Source organism: Bradyrhizobium sp. (assembly GCF_017881085.1).
GTDB lineage: Bacteria > Pseudomonadota > Alphaproteobacteria > Rhizobiales > Xanthobacteraceae > Bradyrhizobium.
On the sequence record NZ_JADGRI010000089.1, the window covers coordinates 1 to 16,817 of the forward strand.

Consider the following 16,817-nt stretch of genomic DNA (forward strand, 5'->3'; position numbering starts at 1 on the left):
GGCGTTCGCGTCATTCCCGGCAACCAGCTCGATCCCAACGTGCCCTCGACGCCCGGGATGGACCGCAAGGCCGCGATCAACTTCGCCCGCGCCGGCGCGCAGAAGCTGTGGGCCGGCACCGTGACCATCAAGCCCGACGCCAAGACCGGCGCGCATCATCACGGTCACCTCGAAAGCATCATCTATGTCGTGAAGGGCAACGCACGGATGCGCTGGGGCGAGCAGCTGCAATTCACCGCGGAAGCGGGGCCCGGCGATTTCATCTTTGTCCCGCCTTACGTGCCGCATCAGGAGATCAACGCCAGCCGTGACGAGGTGCTGGAATGCGTGCTGGTGCGCAGCGATGGCCAGGCGGTCGCGATCAATCTTGACATCGAGCCGGTGGAGAAACCGGAGACGGTGCTGTGGGTCGATCCCGTGCACCGCGATCCCGCGGAAACCAAATGACGAAGTCATCCCGGGGCGCGTGTTAGCGCGAACCTCGGATGTGCAATTGCGCATCGGGGATCTCGAGATTCCGGGCCGCCCGCTTCGCGTGCGCCCCGGAATGAAGAAAGGGAGGGACGCATGGCGAACTTCGATCGGCTCTTGCCGCGACGCGCGGTCATCAAGGGTGCGGGGATCGGTCTCGTCGCCGGCGCCTTGCCGGCGCAGGACGCGGCTGCCGCCACCGTGGACGGCAGCGAAATCTGGAGCAGCGAATACTGGGCGAAGAAGGGCGACGTGCCGCTGTGGATCTATCGCAAGCGGGTGGGGGCACCGAAACCCGGCGAGCCGTCGCGGCCGGTGATCTTTTTCGTGCACGGCTCGTCGGTTTCCTCGCGGGTGTTCGATCTCAACGTGCCCGGCCACGGCGAATATTCGGTCATGAACGAATTCGCCCGCTACGGCTTCGACTGCTGGACCATGGATCACGAGAACTACGGCAAGTCGGGACGCACGTCCGGCAACGCCGACATCGCCAGCGGGGTCGAGGATCTGAAGGCGGCGGCGGAAGTCGTCATCCGCGAAACCGGCCGGCCAAAATTCCACTTCCTCGGGGAGTCCTCCGGAGCGCTGCGCGCCGGCGCTTACGCGATGGCGCAGCCCGAGCGCGCCGACCGCCTCGTGTTCGCCGCCTTCACCTACAAGGGCGAGGGATCGCCGACCCTGACAAAGCGCGCCGAGCAGCTCGCTTATTATCGCTCGCACAACATGCGCAAGCGCGACCGCGACATGATCCGCTCGATCGCCACCCGCGACAAGCCCGGCACCAGCGAAGTCACCGCGGTCGAGGCGCTGGCGGATGCAGAAATGCAATTCGGCGACCAGGTGCCGACCGGCACCTATCTCGACATGACCGCCAACCTGCCGGTGGTGAAGCCCGAGAAGGTGCTGTCGCCGGTGCTCCTGGTGCGCGGCGAATATGACGGGATCGCCACCGTCGCCGATCTCGAGGAATTCTTTAATCTCCTGCCGAACGGCGATCGCCAGTTCGTGATCCTGCCGGGCACGGCGCATTCGGTCACGCTCGCCACCAACCGGCAATTGTTCTGGCACGTGACGCGGGCCTTCCTCACCATGCCGACCCCGATCGCAACGTAATCCGAAGCGAACTTTCGCCTGGCCGCCATAGCTGGGCCATGCCTGGCCATGACGAAATTGGGTCAATTTGCCTCACCAAAAAAATCCAGATCCCGTGTCGGATTGTCGTCCGCCCGTTCGTCCTTCGGCCACAACACGCCAAAAGGAGCTCTGTATGGCCAAAATGATCTTCGTCAATCTGCCGGTCAGCGATCTTGCCCGCGCCACTGCCTTTTATCAGGCGATCGGCGCCGATAAGAACACCCAATTCAGCGATGGGACCGCGTCCTGCATGGTGGTTTCAGAGACCATCCACGTCATGCTGCTGACCCACGAAAAATTCCGCCAGTTCACGCCGAAGAAGATCGCCGATGCCAGAACTTCGAGCGAGGTCCTGATCTGCATTTCCGCCGACAGCCGCGTCGCCGTCGACGACATGGTGGGCAATGCCGAGGCGGGCGGCGGCGTGATTGATCCGGCTCCAAAGCAGGATTACGGCTTCATGTATGGCCGCAGCTTCGAGGATCCCGACGGCCACATCTGGGAAGTGATGTGGATGGACGTTGCGGCCGCGTCGGCGGCGCAGACGGTCGCTGCCTGATCGAAACGCGCGAAACGGAGTACACCGATGTCAAAAATTTCCCCCTGCCTGTGGTTCGACGGCGAGGCCGAGGAGGCCGCTAAATTCTATGTTTCTCTGCTGCCCGATTCGAGGATCGAGAAGGTGCAGAAGAACACGGTCGACGGCCCGGCCGGCAAGGCCGGCTCGGTACTGGTGGTGGAGTTCACGCTGGCCGGCCAGCGCTTCATGGCGCTGAACGGCGGCATGCGGTTCGAATACACCCATGCGATCTCCTTCAACATCGACTGCGCTGATCAGGCCGAAGTCGATCACTTGTGGGACGCATTGCTGGCCAATGGCGGTCAGGCCGAACGCTGCGGCTGGCTTAGGGATCGTTACGGCGTGTCCTGGCAGATCGTACCGACCGCGCTGGTGCAATATCTCGGCGGTTCGGATACCGCCGGTGCGAAGCGGGCGATGGCTGCCATGCTGCAGATGGTCAAGCTCGATATCTCCGGCCTGAAGAGGGCCTATGAGGGCCAGTCGGCGGCGTAGGCGCCGTGAGGTCGCAGGACGGGTTGCGCTAATAGTTCACGCGCAACCCGACGCCGCCGTGGTGTTGCCGACCGGTGCGGGCCCGAGGGTGCCGTTGGCGAAGAGGTCGGCGAGCCAGCCCTTGGCGATGCGGAAGCCGAGCCGGCCGCCGATTGGCCACAAGGCGCGCCTGACGAGCCGAATCTGCATCGCGTTCAAAGCGATGGACATGAGGCTTTTGTCCGCCCACACTCGATTGGCTTGCAACACCATCGATCTGTGAAACTTCGTGCGCCAATCACCTTCTGTCACCTGTATTTCGACGGCGCGGACCGCCATCATCGCCATCGTCCTGTTTCTCGCCGCGCATTTCGCCCTTTTGGTCGGCGTCACCACACCGGAAAAATTCTACTTCGACGAAGTGCATTACGTGCCGGCAGCGCGCCAGATGCTGGAGCCGGTGATGCCACAACCGATGCTCAATCCGATGCATCCGCCACTGGCAAAACAGCTGATCGCGCTGTCGATTCGCGCCTTCGGGGATGAGCCGCTGGGCTGGCGCTATCCAGGCGTTTTGTTCGGCTCGCTGGCGATCGTGGCGATGTATTTCTGCGGGCTCGCGCTGTTCGCGGCGCAGGGGCCGGCGATCGCGTCGGCGTTGCTCGCCTTTTTCAACCAGATGCTGTTCGTGCAGTCGCGGATCGCGATGCTGGATATTTTTTCACTCGCCTTCACTCTGTTCGCGATCGCGGCGTTCCTGCAGGGTTTCCGCAAAACGCGCCCGCAGCCATGGTTCGCGCTCGCCGGAATCGGCTTCGGCCTCTCGGCCGCGTGCAAATGGAGCGGATTGTTCGCGCTTGCCGTCTCGATCGTCATCGTGGCTGTGATCCGCCTGATGCAAAGCTGGCGCACGCAGTTCGGCGACGGCAATGACTCGGACTGGTACCGGCCGGACCTGTGGCCCGGTTTCAGATTTCATCATTTCGCCGCGTGCTTCGTGCTTATCCCGGCGATCGCTTATTTTTCGACCTTCGTTCCGCTTTACGGGCTGTCGGTTCCCGACATCTGGGAAGCGCAGGGCCGGATCTTCGGCGACAACACCACGACCGCGATCGCGGGGCACACCTATATGAGTTCGTGGCCGAGCTGGCCGTTTCTGGCGCGGCCGGTCTGGTATCTCTTCGAAAAGATAGGCGACGACAAGGTCGCGGCCGTGGTGTTCCTCGGCAATCCCCTGCTGCTGTGGCCGGCGCTGCCGGCGCTCGGCATCTGCCTGCGCGACTGGATCGTGACGCGCCGGCGGGATGCCTTCCTGATCCTGTCGTTCTACTTCGGGACCTGGCTCGCCTGGGCGATGCTGCCGCGGACGCTCGGCTTCCTGTATTATTATCTGCCGGCCGCAACCATTGCTTCGCTCGCGCTGGTCTATTCATTCAGGCGCGGCGATAGTCCGCGTTGGCTGCTCTGGGCCTTCGTCGCGTTTGCATTCGCGGGCTTTGCGTTGATGCTGCCGGTCTCGGCCGCCTTTGTCGGAACGTCGATGGCGACGTTCAACCGGCTGATGCTGTTCCAGAGCTGGATATAAGGACGCAGTCGAAGTTCCATTTTGATTCCGGCCTGTTGCCGCGTCCGCATCCCTTGACGGCCTATGCCATGCCCGTCAACTTGGTTCGACGCGCATTTCGATCGCCCGGGCTGGATTTTGGAAAAAAAGCATGTTGGCCTTCTTCGAACGATTGCTCGATTCCTCGACATTGTCTCCCCATGGCATTTGCCTGTTGTGGGAACCCGAACTGATCTGGCTCCATGTCGCCTCGGACGCGGTGATCGCGGCGGCCTATTTCTCCATACCGGTCGCGCTTTCCCTCTTCGTGTCGAAGCGGCGTGATGTCGATTTCGGCTGGATCTTCTGGGCCTTTGCGATCTTCATCATGGCCTGCGGCTTCACCCATGTGCTGTCGATCGTCACGCTGTGGGTGCCGGTCTACGGCATCGAGGGGATTATCAAGGCGCTGACCGCCGTGGCGTCGATCATTACGGCCGCGATCCTGTGGCCGCTGCTGCCGAAAATGCTGGCGCTGCCGTCGCCCTCGCAGCTTCGCGCGGCCGAAGCGGCCCTGGTCCAGGAAGGCATACACCGGCGCGAAGCCGAAGACATGCTGCGCCAGTCGCAAAAGATGGAAGCAATCGGGCAGCTGACCGGCGGGGTCGCCCACGACTTCAACAATCTGCTCACCATCATCAGCGGCAATCTCGAGATCGCCGAACGCAGCGTTAACGCCTGGGGCGACGTCACGCGGGAGCGTTTGACCCGCGTCATCGCCAATGCCGCCAACGGCGCGCAGCGCGCGGCGACGCTGACGCAGCGGCTGCTCGCCTTTGCGCGGCGGCAGCCGCTCGATCCCAGTCTGACCAACGTCAATCAACTGCTCGCCGGCATGTCGGATTTTTTCAGACGGACGTTGGGCGAGACGATCGATCTCGAAATCGTCGGTGGCGCCGGCCTCTGGCAGGTCGAGGTCGACCCCGGACAGATGGAAGCTGCGATCCTCAATCTGGTGGTCAATGCCAAGGACGCCATGGCCGACGCAGGCAAGTTGACGATCGAGACCTCGAACGCCTTCATCGACGAGAGCTACTCGCAGCAGAACGCCGACATTCCGGTTGGGCAATATGTCCAGATCTCCGTCAGCGACACCGGTGCGGGCATGTCCCGCGAGGTGCAGGAGCGCGCCTTCGATCCGTTTTTCACCACCAAGCAGCCGGGGCAGGGCACCGGCCTTGGATTGAGCCAGGTGTATGGCTTCGTCAAACAATCCGGTGGCCATGTCAAAATCTACAGCGAGGTCGGCGAAGGCACGTCCATCAAGATCTATCTGCCGCGCGCGCATGTCGTCCCCAGCGCCGAAAGGCCAACCGACGCGCCGGTGGTCGGCAGCCTCGGCAGCGAAACTATTCTGGTGGTGGAGGATGAAGCCGACGTCAGATCGTATCTGGTGGAAACGCTGCAGGATCTGAACTACCATGTCCACGAGGCGCCCGACGGTGCGGCCGCGCTGGCGCTGTTCGAGGCCGATCCGTTCCGGGTCGATCTGCTGCTGACCGACATCGTGATGCCGGGTATCAACGGCCGCCAGCTTGCCGACGAACTGAACAAGCGCCAGCCGGGCGTCCGCGTGCTTTTCATGACCGGCTATTCGCGCAACGCCATCGTGCATCAGGGCCGGCTCGATCCCGGCGTAGCGCTGCTGCAGAAGCCGCTGACCCAAATGATGCTGGCGGCAAAGATCAGGGACATTCTGGACAAGCCGTAGACGGGAAGCGGCAGCGGCTTCAGAAATTGATGCGCCAGGGTATCCGGTTCCAGTGGATACGGTTGCGATACAAATGCGGCCAGTAAATCGGGAACGGCTCCCAATAGGCGGTGCGATCGCTACTGTAGCGCCGCCAGTGACGATGCGCGGTGTGCCGGTGACGGGGGGCGGGTTCGGCTGCGGCCGGCGCCGACGCGGGCTCCGCGACTTTCGGCACAATCGATGGTCGTGGCAGGCTCGGCGGCGGCGCCTCGGTTGGGGGGCCGCCGGAGTTTGCGCGGTGGGCGCGGCGGCGTCTTCGGCGAAGCCCGGGACGGTGGTGCCGATCACAAGTAACGCGGCGACGGCGAAGCCGGTGAAATGCGGTTTCATGAGCACCATCCCTTTGTCAGGCCGACAAGCGTGCACCCGTCACTTCGACGCGGTCTTGGTATCCATGTTGACGACCTCGACGCGGCGGTTGATAGGGTCCAGCGGCGCGTTCGGATCCTTCGGCTTGCTTTTGCCATAGCCGACGGTGACGAGATCGGTACCGTTGATGCCGTACTTCTCGGAGAGGTAGCGCTTGATGGTATCGGCGCGGCGCTCGGAGAGGTCCTGGTTGTAGGCCTCGCTGCCGATCGCATCGGTATGACCGGCGACGACGAAGGTCGAACCCCTGAGGCTCGCGTTTGAAAGTGCCTTGCCGAGTTCCTGCACCGAAGGCAGCGACGCCTTGCTGATCTCGGCGGAATTGTAATCGAACTGGATGTCGAGATCGATCTTCGGCTTGGTGGAGGCGATCTCCGCGATTTCCTCGCGCTCGCCGAGCGAGAGCGACCGGGTCTTCCGGTTTTGCAGCGTCGCGACGAAACTCATCTCCTTGGCCTTGACGGCGGGATCGGCCTGCGGCGCGCCGGAAAGGCTGCGGGTCAGCGGCTTCGGCTGCAAGGCGTTGACGATCTGGTTCGCCGAGACGTTGTTGTCGCCGGCGAGTGCGATGCCCGCCGTCATCGACAGCGCGGCGGTCAGTGTCATCGCCGCAGCAGCGGTAAGTCTGTGAAAGCTGGTCATGGTCGTATCCTCGTGGGTCGCGCCTGATGGCGTTTTGATGCAGCGACGGTACGACCGGTTTGATGCCGTGAATGTGATTTGGGTCACATGGCGCCATGAGCGCGCAAATGGCCACGTTTGAAGGCTTTGAAAGCTTCGGGCTGGTCCGCCAAGCCCAAGCCCCCAGGGGGGCCCGGCAGACTCAGGCCGCGTTACACGCCACCCAGATGGGTTGCACCCCCCGTCGCGGCCTCCCGTTGATGGGTTCGACTGCCTCCTGCCCAAAGTGATCCAGGTCACAGTCCGCCGCCCGCGACCGGATCACATTGGCGCAACGGATGGGTCCTTCGGGACCAGGTCAGTGGAGAATGAACATGCGCTTCTTGATTGCAGCACTGTCAGTCGCAGCACTCCTCGTCAGCGGCAACGCGGCCCTGGCCGACAAGCGCGTCGCCTTTGTGGTCGGCAACGGCGCCTACAAGAATGTGACGCCGCTTCCGAACCCCGCGATCGACGCCAAGTCGATGGCCGCGCTGTTGCGCAATGTCGGCTTCGAGGTCGTGGAGGGCACCAACCTCACCCGCGACAAGATGACGGAGAGGCTCCTGGACTTCGGCAAGAAGGCCGAGGGCGCGGACGTCGCGCTGTTCTTCTATGCCGGCCACGGCATCGCCGTTAACGGGACCAACTATCTGTTGCCTGTTGACGCCGACCTCAAGTCCGAGATGGACGTCAAGCTGGGGGCCGCCATCAATGTCGATCTCACGCTCGACCAGACCATGGCCGACGCCAAGGTCAAGCTGGTGTTCCTCGACGCCTGCCGCGACAACCCGTTCGCCGCAAAGATCCGTTCCGCCAAGGCCACCCGCAGCGTTTCGGTGGAGTCCGGTCTTGCCGAGATGAAATCCGGCGAGGGCACGCTGATCGCGTTCGCCACCGGCCCCGGCCAGACCGCGCTCGACGGCGAGACCGGCACCAACAGCCCGTTCACCCGGGCGCTGATGGCCAACATCGCTTCCCCCGGCGTCGAGATCCAGCAGGCGATGACCAAGGTCCGCGCCCAGGTCAATGAGGAGACCAACAAGAATCAATTACCCTGGGGCCACACCAACCTGATCGGCTCGGTCTATCTCAATCCGGTCGCGGGTGCGGCCGAAGCAAACGCGGAAGCTGCCAATACGCCGGCCGCCGCCACCGGCCCCACTTCCGAAGTCGAGCTCGAGTTCTGGCGCTCCATCAAGGACTCCAACAAGCCGGAAGAACTCAACGCCTATCTGACCAACTATCCCAACGGCCAGTTCAAGTCGCTGGCGCTGGCCCGCATTGCCTCGCTGCAGGACGGCCCGTCGACGACGACCCGCAATCTGACCACCGGCATCGATCCCCTGACCTTTACCCAGCAAGCCGACCAGACCGCCGAAGACCAGATCGGCTTCGACCGGGGCCAGCGCCGCGACGTGCAGCGCCGGCTGACCTCGCTGGGCTTCGACACCAGAGCCACCGGCAAGTTCGACGAGCAGACCCGCGCCGTGATCTCGCGCTGGCAGGCTGCGCGCGGTTATCCCAGGACCGGCTTCCTCAACGCGCTGCAGCTCAAGGCGCTGCAGTCCGAAATCACCGGCACCAGGGTTGCTTCCGCAGATGACGGCGATGACGAGTCGGTCCGCCACTCCCGCCACCACGGTGGCGGAGGCGGCCGCCACTACCGCGGGGCTGGCGGACCCGGCGCGTTCTTCGGCGGTATGATGGGCGGATTGTTCGGACGGAGGTAGAGTTCCGCTTCTCGCCCGAAATCTGGACATCACGAACAGAACGGTGGCCTGCGGGCCGCCTCTTTGCCTGAACAGATGCTGTCCACTGCAAAATCGCGCCAGCGCCGAGGTGCGGACAACAAATTGGCCAGATGCGTCACTAAGATGTCCGTGCGCGAAGAAAAACAAAACGCAGCAAGAACAAAAAGACAGCGAAGCAACAGAGCCTTGTTTCAGTCACCAAAGAGATATGGCGAGTATCAAGGGTATCGCCCGGCCATGCCGGATCGCTCAGGAAGCTCGATGCCGGTATTGGTTGGCGCCGCCATGATCGCGGCGGCGATCCTGCTGTCGACGCTGGTTACGGCTGTCAGCACCCGATTCATCGGCATGGACAGTCCGAATGACGATAATGTGTGGCTGATCGACCGGATGACCGGCAATGTCTACAAATGCCAGGCCGCCGATCGCGGCAAGGCCTCCTGCGAGCCCGAGGTCGCGACGGGCAGCATCGGCCAGCCGCCGAAGCGGTAAGCCGGCGCGGAGTTCCGCGCTGCATTCGCGCACGCAAAATTATCCCTTCCTGGAAACGTCCGGCAAACGAATCCGTACCTCGCTAGCCAGCAACACGCTGGCTTTATTTTGAGCGAGGTTCCCATGAACAAGATTCTAATCACGGCCGCCATGTTCTCCGCTCTTGCTTTCACGCCCGCCTCGGCGGCAATGATGGCCTGCACCGGGGATAACATGGCCAAGGCCAACACCATGATGATGGGCATGGCCGATGGCCCGGCCAAAATGGGCATGTCCAAGGAGATGGGCATGACCAATATGGAAATGAGCAAGGGCAACATGCGCGGTGCCTGCATGCATTACATGAAGGCCCAGAAGATGAGCATGATGAAGTCGGGAATGTAGTATCTTAGGATGCCGTGCCGCCCTTCGGGCGGTGCGGCTTCTTCCGGGAAACTGGCGCTGGTATTTTGCACGGACCTCGAACAGGCCAGGAAAGTTGAAATTGAAGATTTCGATGCTGGCGCGCCGGCTTGGCCAGGCGGTTCTCGCACTCGGCCTCGCTTTGGTTGCGCCGGTTCCGGCCCGCGCCGACGAGCATTGGATCAAACTGCCGACGGTACCCTACACGCTGAACAACAAGCAGGACGCGATGGCCTTCGCCGACGCCCTGACCGGCTGGTACGGCAACGGCACCGGCCGCCTCTACCGCACCGATGACGGCGGCGAGGCGTGGACGGCGGTCTGGACCAAGCAGGGAACCTATGTTCGGGCGCTGGAATTCGCAGACGGCCAGACCGGCTTTCTCGGCAATATCGGCCCCGGCTATTTTCCCGGCGTGAACGACCGGCAACCGCTTTATGTGAGCCATGATGGCGGCGTGCACTGGACGGCGGTCCAGCCGGTCGCCGGCCGGCAGATCGTGGGCGTCTGCGCGATCGACGTGTTGAAGGCGAACGGCAAGGTTCTGGCGGTGCGCGCGGGAGGGCGGGTCGGCGGCCCGGCCGGCATGCTGGAATCCTTCGACGAAGGCCGCAGCTTTCGCGCCCGCGACATGAGCGCTGTCACCGGGATGATCCTCGATATTCATTTTGTCGATGCCGATACCGGATTCATCGCCGGCGCCAGCGCGGCCGAGGAAGCCAAGGCCCATGCGCGGATCCTGAAAACCACCGACGGCGGAAAGTCCTGGCGCGCGGTGTTCGACAGCGATCGGGCCGGCGACAACAACTGGAAACTGGCTTTTCCGAGCGCCCGGATAGGCTATGCCACCATCATCAGCTATCGGGCGCCGGCAGGCGAAGCCCGCGGCTATGTGGTGAAGACCGAGGATGGCGGCGAACACTGGCGACGGCTGACCGTCACCCATGACGCGGACTGGATTCCCTACGGCGTCGCCTTCCTCGACGAGGAGCGGGGCTGGGTCGGCGGATCGACCGGCGGCTACGCCACGAGCGACGGCGGCAAGAGCTGGACGCCGCAGGACATGGGGCTTTCCATCAACAAGATCCGGTTCGTGCCGCGCGCCGACGGCGGCGTCACCGCCTTTGCCATCGGCAAGGACATCTACAAGCTCGAGCTTCCGGGCAATGGACGCTGACGCGGCTTTCGAAGGCTGCGAATCCGGCTAAATTGCGCGCGATGCCCCGCGCCGATAAATTCCATCCCCTGACCAACGCCCAGGCCCGCCAGATCTGGCTGCGCGCCCAGCGGCTCGACACACGCGCGCCGTTCGGCGACGGGCCACAGGCGACGGCGGCCGCGGTGGAGCATCTGGGTTACGTGCAGATCGACACCATCAACGTCATCGAGCGCAGCCACCACCATATCCTCTGGAGCCGGATTCCCGACTACCGCCGCGCCGACCTGAGGCAGGCCCAGAGCGTCGACAAGAGCGTGTTCGAATACTGGACTCATGCGCTGTCCTATGTATCCACCAAGGACCTGCGCTTTTTCCTTCCCGCCATGAAGCGCCACAAGCGCGAAGGCCACAAATGGCTCGCTTCGGTGAAGCCGGCTGACCTGCGCAAGGTCATGCGGCTGGTCCGGCAGGGCGGCGCGCTGACCATCCGCGACATCGACGACGACGTGCTGGTCGACAAGGAGCATCTGTGGGCCAGCCGCAAGCCGTCGAAGCGGGCGCTGCAGCTGGCATTCTATACCGGCGAGCTCACCATCAGCGAGCGCAACGGCATGCTGAAAACCTATGAGCTGATGACGCGGCATTTTGGTTGGGACAGGCCGCCGAAGCCGGCGTCGGCGCGGGAGGCCACCGCCTATCTGCTCGACCGCGCCTTGCGCGCGCAAGGCGTCGTCAGTCTCGATTCGATCTGCCATCTGGACGCGCCGAGCAAGGCGCCGGTTCGCCGGCTGATCGAGACGCGGGTGCGCCGCGGCGAGCTCGTGCCGGTCGCGCTGGAAGGCGCGGGCAAGCAGGAGCACTGGGCGGAATCTGCGACGCTGGAGAATGCCGACGATGCGACTTCCGGGCTGGTCCACATCCTGTCGCCGTTCGATCCGCTGATCATCCAGCGCAAGCGCACGCACCTTTTCTTCGATTACGAGCATCGCTTCGAGGCCTATGTGCCGAAGGAGAAGCGGGTGTTCGGTTATTTCGCGTTGCCGGTGCTGGTCGGCGACGCCATCGTCGCGGCGCTCGATCTCAAGACCGACCGCAAGAACCGCAAACTGCTGGTGCAGAAATGGAACTGGGTCGGCGCGCGGAAGGAACTCAAACGCCCTATCGAGGAGGAATTGCACCGCTTCGAGCGGTTCCAACTCGCGGAGTGAGTTTTTTCGGCGGAACCGACGGCCTCCGGACAGGTTGATTCAATAACCAGATTTCGGAGGCGATATGAGCACCACCGACAAATCGATCCTGGAGAGAATCGCAGCCCGGATGAAGGAAATCATCGGGATTGCCGAGGAAGCTTCGAAGCGTGCGATGGAGGAGGCGGAAAATCCGCCGCAGTCGAAGAAGCGCGTCCCTGACCTGATGGAGAGCTGACGCACGCGCTATGGGGAGAGCCGCTCCGCGAGACGATCAAGCCCCACCGCCAGCGTGATCCCCACGCCATAGGCAAGCATGTCCCACGGCGAGAAGATGCGGCCGAGCAAGAGCGCGCCCGCGAGCGTTAGCCGAAAGGCATCGAGCGCGGGCGTATGGACCAGCCGGAACAGTTCCACAGCGAGCGCGATTACCGCTGAGATCAGCGCGATGCTCCGCCGCGACAGGCGTGAGGCGGCGAGCGCCACCAGAAAGAACACCATCGCCCCCCACAGCGCCGAGCCGCCGTACTTGACGACGAATGCCGGCAATCCCAGCCGGAGCCCCAGCCCGCGCAAGACCAGGCCGCAGACGATGATCGCGACGCAGAGGCAGGCGCGGGCGATCATCATGACGGAGGAGCCTCAGTCAGCAGGTTTTGCGCGGACGCCCGCGCGTCCGAAAGGCGGCTTCATCTGGTTGGCGAAGGGGCAGTCAAGCAAAGGTCGGCCGGTCCGGTAGTTTAGCCTGTCTTGCGAGGAGAGGGCTATGCCGCAACTGCATCGCAACCCCAGGAATCCCGCTATGTGATTTGCTGGCCAGGGTGCTAAGACCGCGCCCGCAAACCTGCCGCTGCCAAGAAGAAACTCGGGGAGAAAACTGATGACGTCCGCCACCACCTTTGCCGCGCCCGGCGCCGCCAAAAGCGAACTGGAGACCTCCACCATCCGTGCGATCTCGTGGCGCCTGATTCCGTTCCTGGTGGTGGCCTATTTCTTTTCCTATCTCGACCGGGTCAATCTCGGCTTCGCCGCGCTGACCATGAACGCCGAGTTGAAATTCTCACCGATCGTGTTCGCCTGGGGCGCCGGCATCTTCTTCATCGGCTATTTCCTCTTCGAGGTGCCGAGCAATCTCGCGCTGGAGAAATTCGGCGCCAGCCGCTGGATCGCGCGCATCATGGTGACCTGGGGCGTCATCTCCGGATTGATGGCGCTGGTCAGCGGTGTCTGGAGCTTTTACGGGCTGCGCTTTCTGCTCGGCGTCGCCGAAGCCGGATTTTTCCCGGGCATCATCCTCTATCTGACCTACTGGTATCCGGCGGAATACCGCGCGCGCTTCCTTGCCGCCTTTGCCATCGCCGTCCCGGTTTCTTCCGTGATCGGCGCGCCGGTCTCGGGCCTGTTGCTCGGGCTCGACGGCGCGATGGGACTGAAAGGCTGGCAATGGCTGTTCGTCATCGAGGGCATCCCTTCGGTGCTGCTCGGCATCGTCACCTGGTTCTATCTCACCGACCGCCCCGCCAAGGCCGATTGGCTGACGGCCGAGCAGAAGGCCTGGCTGTCCTCCAGGCTCGAAAGCGAAATCGCCGCCAAGAAGGCGGCGCAGCATCTGACGCTGGGGCAGGCGTTGGGTTCGCCCAAGGTGATCACGCTGAGCCTGATCTATTTCGGTTTCGTCGCAGCGCTCTACGGCATGCAGTTCTGGCTGCCGCAGATCGTGAAGGCGTTCGGCTTCACCAACGCGCAGACCGGTTTTATCACGGCCGTCCCGTATCTGTTCGGCACCGTCGCGATGATCCTGTGGGCACGGCACTCCGATGCCACCCGCGAGCGCGTGATGCATGTCGGCGCGCCGCTGCTCTTGACCGCGGCAGCGCTCGCCGTCTGCGGCTACATGGATAACCCCTACGTCACCATGGTCGCGCTGATCGTGGCCGCGATCGGCATCTTCGGTACCTTCGCGGTGTTCTGGACCCTGCCTACCGCGTGGCTCTCGGGCACGGCGGCGGCCGGCGCGATCGCGCTGATCAATTCGATCGGCAACCTCGCCGGCTTCGGCGGGCCGTATCTGATCGGCTGGGTCAAGGAAGCCACCGGCTCGACCTCGACCGGCCTTCTGGTGCTCGCGGTGCTGCCGCTGATCGGCGGCTTGCTGGTATTCCTCGGCGGCCACGACACCAAGGCGGAATTCGCGAGCGTGGAGCAGGTGAAATAACCCGGGCGCGCATGTACGTTCAATTCAGACTCATCCGATCCCCTTGACCAGCATCCGCGATACGTCCGCGACAAACGCTTTGGCCTTCGCGGGCGCCACCCGCAGCCGCCGGTGCAGGATTTGCGTGATGACGCCCTGCAGCGCCGCCGCGAATACGGTTGTCCGCTCGATCAGGAGGTCGGGCGCGGTGCCGATGTCAGCGAATCCCTTGGCGAAGATTTGAAACGCGGCGGCGACGGCATCGTCGAGATCCGGGAATTGACCTCCGGTATTGAGCCGCGCGCCGGCCATCAGGTGAAACAGATTCGGGTTGTCTCGCGCAAACAGGAAAAACCCGACGCCGCCGGCGATCAGCGTCGGTTCGCCTGGCGCCTTGCGGGCGGTGCATTTCTCCAGTCGCTGCGCGAGCCGCCGCCAGCCCCGTTCGGCCACCAGCGCCAGTAACGACAATTTGTCCGGGAAATGCCGGTACACGGCGCGATGATTGACGCCGGCGTCGGCCGCGAGATCGCGCAGGCTGATCGACTCGACGCCCTCCGCTTCAAGCCGCTCCAACGCAGCATCGACAAGGGCTTCCAGCAGGTTTCCGTGTCGAAACGTATCGCGCTTCGGCGGCGCTTTCGTTGCCATTCAGGCGTCCCCGCTGATCTCCAGGGCAGAACTATCACCCCTTGACGATGAAGCGAAGCCCTCCCTATATGTCTCCAATGGAGACAAGTGGGAGAACTCGAATGTCTGAAGTGTTGCCGTCGCAAATCAGCGGAGCCGCGGGGCCTGCCCCCGATCGTCCTGACGTCATGATATTTCCGCCCGTCATCCCGCTTGCCACGCTCGCGATCGCCTTCGCGCTGCAGTGGCTTGCGCCGCTCGGACTGATAGCGGCGATCAATCAGGGCTGGCGGTTCGGATTGGGCGCCGCCATCGTCATCGTGGGCTTGCTGACGACGTCGGCCGGCAGGCGCGCGCTGCAGCGTCACGGCACCAATGTAAATCCGTCGCAGCCGACCACCGCGCTGGTGACCGATGGCGTGTTTCAACAGACCCGAAATCCGCTTTACGTCGGGGTCCTGGCGGCGCTTTGCGGGATCGCGCTCATTTTCGCGCTCGACTGGCTGTTGGTGCTGATCGTCCCGAGCTGGGTGTTTCTGCACTTCGCCGTGGTCAGGCCCGAGGAGCGCTATCTCGAGCGGAAATTCGGCGAGGCCTATCGGCGTTATAAGGCAGGCGTCCCGCGCTACTTGCCCCGCTGAGAGCGATGCGGCGGTCGTGTCCGGCTGAGACGTTCGACCGCTGCAGGCAATCCTCGTTCGCGCGACCTCGGACCGCGTCTCACCTCCGTGAACAAGATCGAAGGACGGAAATCATGATCAAGTCGCTCTTTCGCGTTAGCGTCTCATTGGGCCTCATCGGCATGGTCCTCGGCATCTTCATGGGTATCCGGCAGGACTTCTCGCTGATGCCGGCGCACGCCCACCTCAATCTGCTCGGCTTCGTCACAATGTTTCTGTCCGCGCTGTATTATCGCGCGGTCCCGCAGGCGGCAGCGAGCAGGCTCGCGCGCTATCAGGCGCTCATCAGTATCGCAGGTGCCATCCTGTTTCCGGCCGGCATCGCCTGCGTGCTGCTGGGCGGGCGGGACCGCTTCGAGCCCGTCGTGGTTGCCGGCGCACTGACCGTACTCCTCGGCATGACCTTGTTCACGGCAATCGTGTTCCGCACCGGCGGCTCGGCGCGCGCGACCGCCGCCGAGACCGGCTCGGGCAGCTGAGCGGGCGCGCGGCGATTTCAGATACTGAACTTCGCGATCCCTCCAAGACCCTTCCGCCGCCCCGCCTGATGAAGGCGCGGGCGGCGCGCGGCTGCGTCCCCTCCATCGGAAGGAGGACGAAATGGCGGCCGGGGGCCGGTACCACCCGGGAAATTCGTGACGCCTTAACCAGCCCAGCGTTTCACGGAATCATGATCACTGACGAATATTGACATTCGTCACAAGACAATCGACACTCATTCGCAAGCGTAACGAGGGAAGCCGTCATGATCGTAAGTTCCATTTTGTCGAGTTATTCCAGTCTATTAGCTGGTGCGTCGCTCGCGCTTGTGGCAGTTGCGCTGGCCGGCTGCAACGACAACGTCGCCGAGAAGGCCACCCCGACTCGCCCGGTTCTGGTGGCCACCGTGCATTACGAAGCCGAATCGCCGGAGCGTAGTTTTGTCGGCACCATCAAGCCCCGGATCGAGACCGACATGGGTTTTCGGGTCCCCGGGAAGGTCGCAAAGCGCCTGGTCGAAGTCGGCCAGACCGTCGAGGTCGGCCAGCCCCTGGCCACCCTCGATGAGGTCGATCTGAAGCTGCAGGCCGAACAGGCCGAGGCCGAATTGCGCGCCGCCACCGGCGTGCTGGCGCAGGCCGCCGCCTCCGAGACCCGCGCCAAGGAATTGCGCGTCAAGGGCTGGGCGACCGACGCGCAGATGGATCAGGCCCGAGCCACCGCCGACGAAGCGCGCGCGCGGCTCAACCGCGCCCAGCGCTCGGTCGAACTCACCAACAACTCGCTGTCTTACGC

At 63.6% G+C, this 16,817-nt stretch carries 20 protein-coding genes; 16 read left to right on the plus strand and 4 right to left on the minus strand.

Annotation, left to right across the window (positions count from 1 at the left end):
- The 4 genes from QZ213_RS11060 to QZ213_RS11075 form a co-directional block, all read left to right on the plus strand.
- Positions 1-447, plus strand: a 447-nt coding sequence (locus QZ213_RS11060; protein WP_291686107.1) for a cupin domain-containing protein, incomplete at its 5' end; no start/stop codon positions are given.
- A 120-nt stretch (positions 448-567) separates the two neighbouring features.
- The gene (locus tag QZ213_RS11065) at positions 568-1,584 is read left to right on the plus strand and encodes an alpha/beta hydrolase (protein WP_291686108.1); all 1,017 of its coding nucleotides are present in this window, start codon (positions 568-570) and stop codon (positions 1,582-1,584) included.
- Positions 1,585-1,738: 154 nt separating this feature from the next.
- Positions 1,739-2,164 (plus strand): VOC family protein, encoded by a 426-nt coding sequence (locus QZ213_RS11070; protein WP_291686109.1) that lies wholly within the window; start codon positions 1,739-1,741, stop codon positions 2,162-2,164.
- Positions 2,165-2,191: 27 nt separating this feature from the next.
- Positions 2,192-2,680 (plus strand): VOC family protein, encoded by a 489-nt coding sequence (locus QZ213_RS11075; protein ID WP_291686110.1) that lies wholly within the window; start codon positions 2,192-2,194, stop codon positions 2,678-2,680.
- 36 nt (positions 2,681-2,716) lie between these two features.
- Here QZ213_RS11075 and QZ213_RS11080 read toward each other — a convergent pair whose 3' ends face one another.
- A complete protein-coding gene (locus tag QZ213_RS11080) occupies positions 2,717-2,890 on the minus strand; it encodes a hypothetical protein (RefSeq protein WP_291686126.1) in 174 nt (57 codons plus the stop codon).
- 58 nt (positions 2,891-2,948) lie between these two features.
- On the opposite strand from QZ213_RS11080, the gene QZ213_RS11085 reads away from it, so the two are divergent.
- Together QZ213_RS11085 and QZ213_RS11090 are read left to right on the plus strand one after the other, a co-directional pair.
- Positions 2,949-4,244 carry a phospholipid carrier-dependent glycosyltransferase gene (locus tag QZ213_RS11085; protein WP_291686111.1) on the plus strand — a complete coding sequence of 432 codons (1,296 nt, stop codon included), beginning with the start codon at positions 2,949-2,951 and terminating at the stop codon, positions 4,242-4,244.
- A 130-nt stretch (positions 4,245-4,374) separates the two neighbouring features.
- Complete coding sequence (locus QZ213_RS11090; protein ID WP_291686112.1) at positions 4,375-5,973, plus strand: response regulator; 1,599 nt, start codon at positions 4,375-4,377, stop codon at positions 5,971-5,973.
- Between the two features lie 411 nt (positions 5,974-6,384).
- Here QZ213_RS11090 and QZ213_RS11095 read toward each other — a convergent pair whose 3' ends face one another.
- Complete coding sequence (locus tag QZ213_RS11095; RefSeq protein ID WP_291686113.1) at positions 6,385-7,026, minus strand: OmpA family protein; 642 nt, start codon at positions 7,024-7,026, stop codon at positions 6,385-6,387.
- Positions 7,027-7,379: 353 nt separating this feature from the next.
- Between QZ213_RS11095 and QZ213_RS11100 the strand changes: the two genes are divergently transcribed.
- The 6 genes from QZ213_RS11100 to QZ213_RS11125 all read left to right on the plus strand — a co-directional run bounded on the left by QZ213_RS11100 (position 7,380) and on the right by QZ213_RS11125 (position 12,276).
- Positions 7,380-8,777, plus strand: coding sequence for a caspase family protein (locus QZ213_RS11100; RefSeq protein WP_291686114.1), 1,398 nt, complete (start codon positions 7,380-7,382; stop codon positions 8,775-8,777).
- A 144-nt stretch (positions 8,778-8,921) separates the two neighbouring features.
- A complete protein-coding gene (locus QZ213_RS27175) occupies positions 8,922-9,290 on the plus strand; it encodes a hypothetical protein (protein WP_365885059.1) in 369 nt (122 codons plus the stop codon).
- 123 nt (positions 9,291-9,413) lie between these two features.
- A complete protein-coding gene (locus QZ213_RS11110; protein WP_291686115.1) occupies positions 9,414-9,674 on the plus strand; it encodes a hypothetical protein in 261 nt (86 codons plus the stop codon).
- Between the two features lie 94 nt (positions 9,675-9,768).
- Positions 9,769-10,869, plus strand: coding sequence for a hypothetical protein (locus QZ213_RS11115; protein ID WP_291686116.1), 1,101 nt, complete (start codon positions 9,769-9,771; stop codon positions 10,867-10,869).
- A 41-nt stretch (positions 10,870-10,910) separates the two neighbouring features.
- Entirely contained in the window at positions 10,911-12,059 is a 1,149-nt protein-coding gene (locus QZ213_RS11120; RefSeq protein ID WP_291686117.1) for a crosslink repair DNA glycosylase YcaQ family protein, read from the plus strand.
- Between the two features lie 64 nt (positions 12,060-12,123).
- Positions 12,124-12,276 (plus strand): hypothetical protein, encoded by a 153-nt coding sequence (locus QZ213_RS11125; protein ID WP_291686118.1) that lies wholly within the window; start codon positions 12,124-12,126, stop codon positions 12,274-12,276.
- 8 nt (positions 12,277-12,284) lie between these two features.
- On the opposite strand, the gene QZ213_RS11130 is transcribed toward QZ213_RS11125, so the two are convergent.
- The gene (locus QZ213_RS11130) at positions 12,285-12,668 is read right to left on the minus strand and encodes a DUF2809 domain-containing protein (protein ID WP_291686119.1); all 384 of its coding nucleotides are present in this window, start codon (positions 12,666-12,668) and stop codon (positions 12,285-12,287) included.
- A 250-nt stretch (positions 12,669-12,918) separates the two neighbouring features.
- Here QZ213_RS11130 and QZ213_RS11135 point away from each other — a divergent pair, with 250 nt between their 5' ends.
- Positions 12,919-14,253, plus strand: coding sequence for an MFS transporter (locus tag QZ213_RS11135; RefSeq protein ID WP_291686120.1), 1,335 nt, complete (start codon positions 12,919-12,921; stop codon positions 14,251-14,253).
- Between the two features lie 30 nt (positions 14,254-14,283).
- Here the strand turns inward: QZ213_RS11135 and QZ213_RS11140 are convergent, their stop codons facing one another.
- Positions 14,284-14,883: a TetR/AcrR family transcriptional regulator gene (locus tag QZ213_RS11140; RefSeq protein WP_291686121.1), complete on the minus strand. Its 600-nt coding sequence runs from the start codon at positions 14,881-14,883 to the stop codon at positions 14,284-14,286.
- A gap of 101 nt (positions 14,884-14,984) precedes the next feature.
- Between QZ213_RS11140 and QZ213_RS11145 the strand changes: the two genes are divergently transcribed.
- The 3 genes from QZ213_RS11145 to QZ213_RS11155 all read left to right on the plus strand — a co-directional run.
- Positions 14,985-15,503: an isoprenylcysteine carboxylmethyltransferase family protein gene (locus QZ213_RS11145; protein WP_291686122.1), complete on the plus strand. Its 519-nt coding sequence runs from the start codon at positions 14,985-14,987 to the stop codon at positions 15,501-15,503.
- 113 nt (positions 15,504-15,616) lie between these two features.
- Positions 15,617-16,021, plus strand: a complete 405-nt coding sequence (locus QZ213_RS11150) for a hypothetical protein (protein WP_291686123.1) — start codon at positions 15,617-15,619, stop codon at positions 16,019-16,021.
- A gap of 266 nt (positions 16,022-16,287) precedes the next feature.
- Positions 16,288-16,817, plus strand: a 530-nt coding sequence (locus QZ213_RS11155) for a biotin/lipoyl-binding protein (protein WP_291686124.1), incomplete at its 3' end; no start/stop codon positions are given.